This window comes from Flavicella sediminum, from assembly GCF_006381105.1.
Lineage (GTDB): Bacteria > Bacteroidota > Bacteroidia > Flavobacteriales > Flavobacteriaceae > Flavicella > Flavicella sediminum.
Genome location: NZ_VDET01000020.1, coordinates 1,987 through 4,391 on the forward strand (window position 1 = coordinate 1,987; position 2,405 = coordinate 4,391).

Annotated in this window: 1 protein-coding gene; it reads right to left on the reverse strand. The window is 27.7% G+C overall.

Annotated features, from left to right (window positions below):
* Nucleotides 1–698 precede the first annotated feature (698 nt).
* Nucleotides 699–2,153: an ApeA N-terminal domain 1-containing protein gene (locus tag FGM02_RS15580; RefSeq protein ID WP_139959429.1), complete on the reverse strand. Its 1,455-nt coding sequence runs from the start codon at nucleotides 2,151–2,153 to the stop codon at nucleotides 699–701.
* Between the last annotated feature and the right edge of the window lie 252 nt (nucleotides 2,154–2,405).

Genomic DNA, 2,405 nt, shown 5'->3' on the forward strand with positions numbered 1-2,405 from the left:
TGACTTTATGCGGTGTTAGCATTTCGTTGTTCTTTTTGCTCAAAAAGTTGAATTAAACTAAAATGTTTCTGCGAAAGGATGTGTGAGCGGAACTATAATTTTTGCGTACAGATTTTCCTCTCAACCGTAAACTTGATAAAAATCGTGAATTAAACTAAAATGATTCTGCGAACAAATGTGTGATCGGAACTATAATTTTTGCGTCTAGATTTTCCTCCTAACCGTAACCTTGCTAAAAATCGTGAATTAACACTTAGAAAGTTTCTGCGAAAAAATGTGTGATCGGAACTATAATTTTTGCGTGCAGATTTTCCTCCCAACCGCAAACTTGCTAAAAACATGAATTAACAGTTAGAAAGTTTCTGCGAAAAGATGTGTCATCGGAACTATAATTTTGGGTTCTACAGGTTTTTACCCAACCACAAACTTGCTTTTTAATAAGGAACCAAAATGTTTCGTGGGAAAAATGTGTGAATGGTAGTAGTAAATTTTCGGGCGAGTTTATGAATGCTAACGGTTTTGTATAAAGTTAGTGTGGGAGTTGAAAATCAAAAGATTTTCAGCCTAGCACTAAGCTTATACTTATTTTATGTTTTTATCTTTGTGGACCTAAAAATACTCAAATAAGTTTAAGTGACATTGTAAAGAAACACAAAACTTCGAGTAAACCTAAAAACCCACATTAATTTTATACGGTGTTATAGGCTGGTAATTTTATTCAATTCACGAGTAATATTATAATTAGATCGCAAATATCTTTCTATGAATAGGCTATTTATTTTTAATGATTTTAGAATACAAAAACATAATAAAATCTTTGAAAATGAAAAAAGTTTTTCAAAATTCTTACCTTGATATGTAGTTTCTATTCTACCGTGCGATAATTTATTTCTGTATTCTTTCGCCTGTATTGGATATTCTTCTATGAAGTTATTTATTGGCTCAAACTTTAAATTCAATAGTTTGAATTCATAAATTAAATTTTCTAATTTTTCGGTCAAATTAGGTGTTTTAGGGAATTTTAAATTTTTCATAACCCATTTTTCCAGAGATGAATTATTTAAACTAGAAATAACTTGTTGCCTATTTTTAGTGAATTCATCATTGTTTTTAATAAATTCTAAATCAAGAAGATCATAATAAGATTCTAATCCTTGAATTAAATTCAAGAATTTATTATTATACATAACGTTTGACAAAATAACACTTTTATTCTCAAACCAATTATTTGAGTCATTATAGAAATCATAGATTGGTCTATAATTATTATTCTCAAACCATTTACAAATTACAGAACTTAATTCTTCAAATGATGAATTAAACCCACTAATGTACATCATGCTTTGGTGGATGGATTTTTTATTAAAATCATTTGATTTTTGGAGGGTGAAATTTATTACACTACAATGTATGAAATCATTTTTTTGAGGATTTAAAATTGAATGAAATTCGTCATAACTTTCAGCTTCTTCTTTAGGTATTTCAATATAATTAAGTTTAAAGTCGATTGTCTTTTTCGTGTTAAAAGACAAAAAACTTGAAAAAATTCTTAAGTCACGATAAATTTGATTGAAAGTTTCACTTTGTTGATATTTAAATTCAATAGATTTAGAAAATTTCATTTGGTGCCCACTTTCTAAATCAGTAAGCTTTTTGTAATATTTATCAACGAGTACAAGATCAAGGTTTTTAGAAATTTTTATTGGAACTGATCTTGTCGTTCTCTCAGTTTGATTTTCAAAGTCTCTATTTATTGAATCGTAGCCATCGAAAATTGAAGATAAATATGGAAAAGTAGAATCAATTCTTTTTATTTTTAATTTTGAAACATTTTTAAGATGAACATTAAAAAAAACATATTCAACATTGTAAGAAATTTCCACTTGTCCTCTTGCAATTGGTGAAAACCTGCTATAAGAACAACTGTATAAAGTCATTTTTTGATTTTCAGTTCCATTAATTTGTATATAATAGTTGTGATTATTGTTATTTATAAAATTATTAGTTTTTACTTCCTCACCATTTAAATATTTGTCCGTTATAAACAATAAAGTTATTTTGTTTTTCTTATAGTTAATAGAAAGTTTTCCCGGTAATATATTTTGATTACCAGGTAAGTTCCATTCTCCTTTAATAGTTCTAATGTTCCTCATTACTTGCCGATAACGGTTTTGTATAAAGTTAGTGTGGGAGTTGATAATCGCAAGATTCTCAGCCGAACACTAAGCTTTTACTTATTTTGTGTTTTTATCTTAGTCGACCTAAAAATAGATAAATAAGTAGAAGCGAAATAATAAAAAAACACAAACCTTTTAGCAAACCTAAAAACTCACATTAACTTTATGCGGTGTTGTAGGTAGTTTTTATTCGTTTATTTTATACAGGTCAACAATACTTTTAAGTTC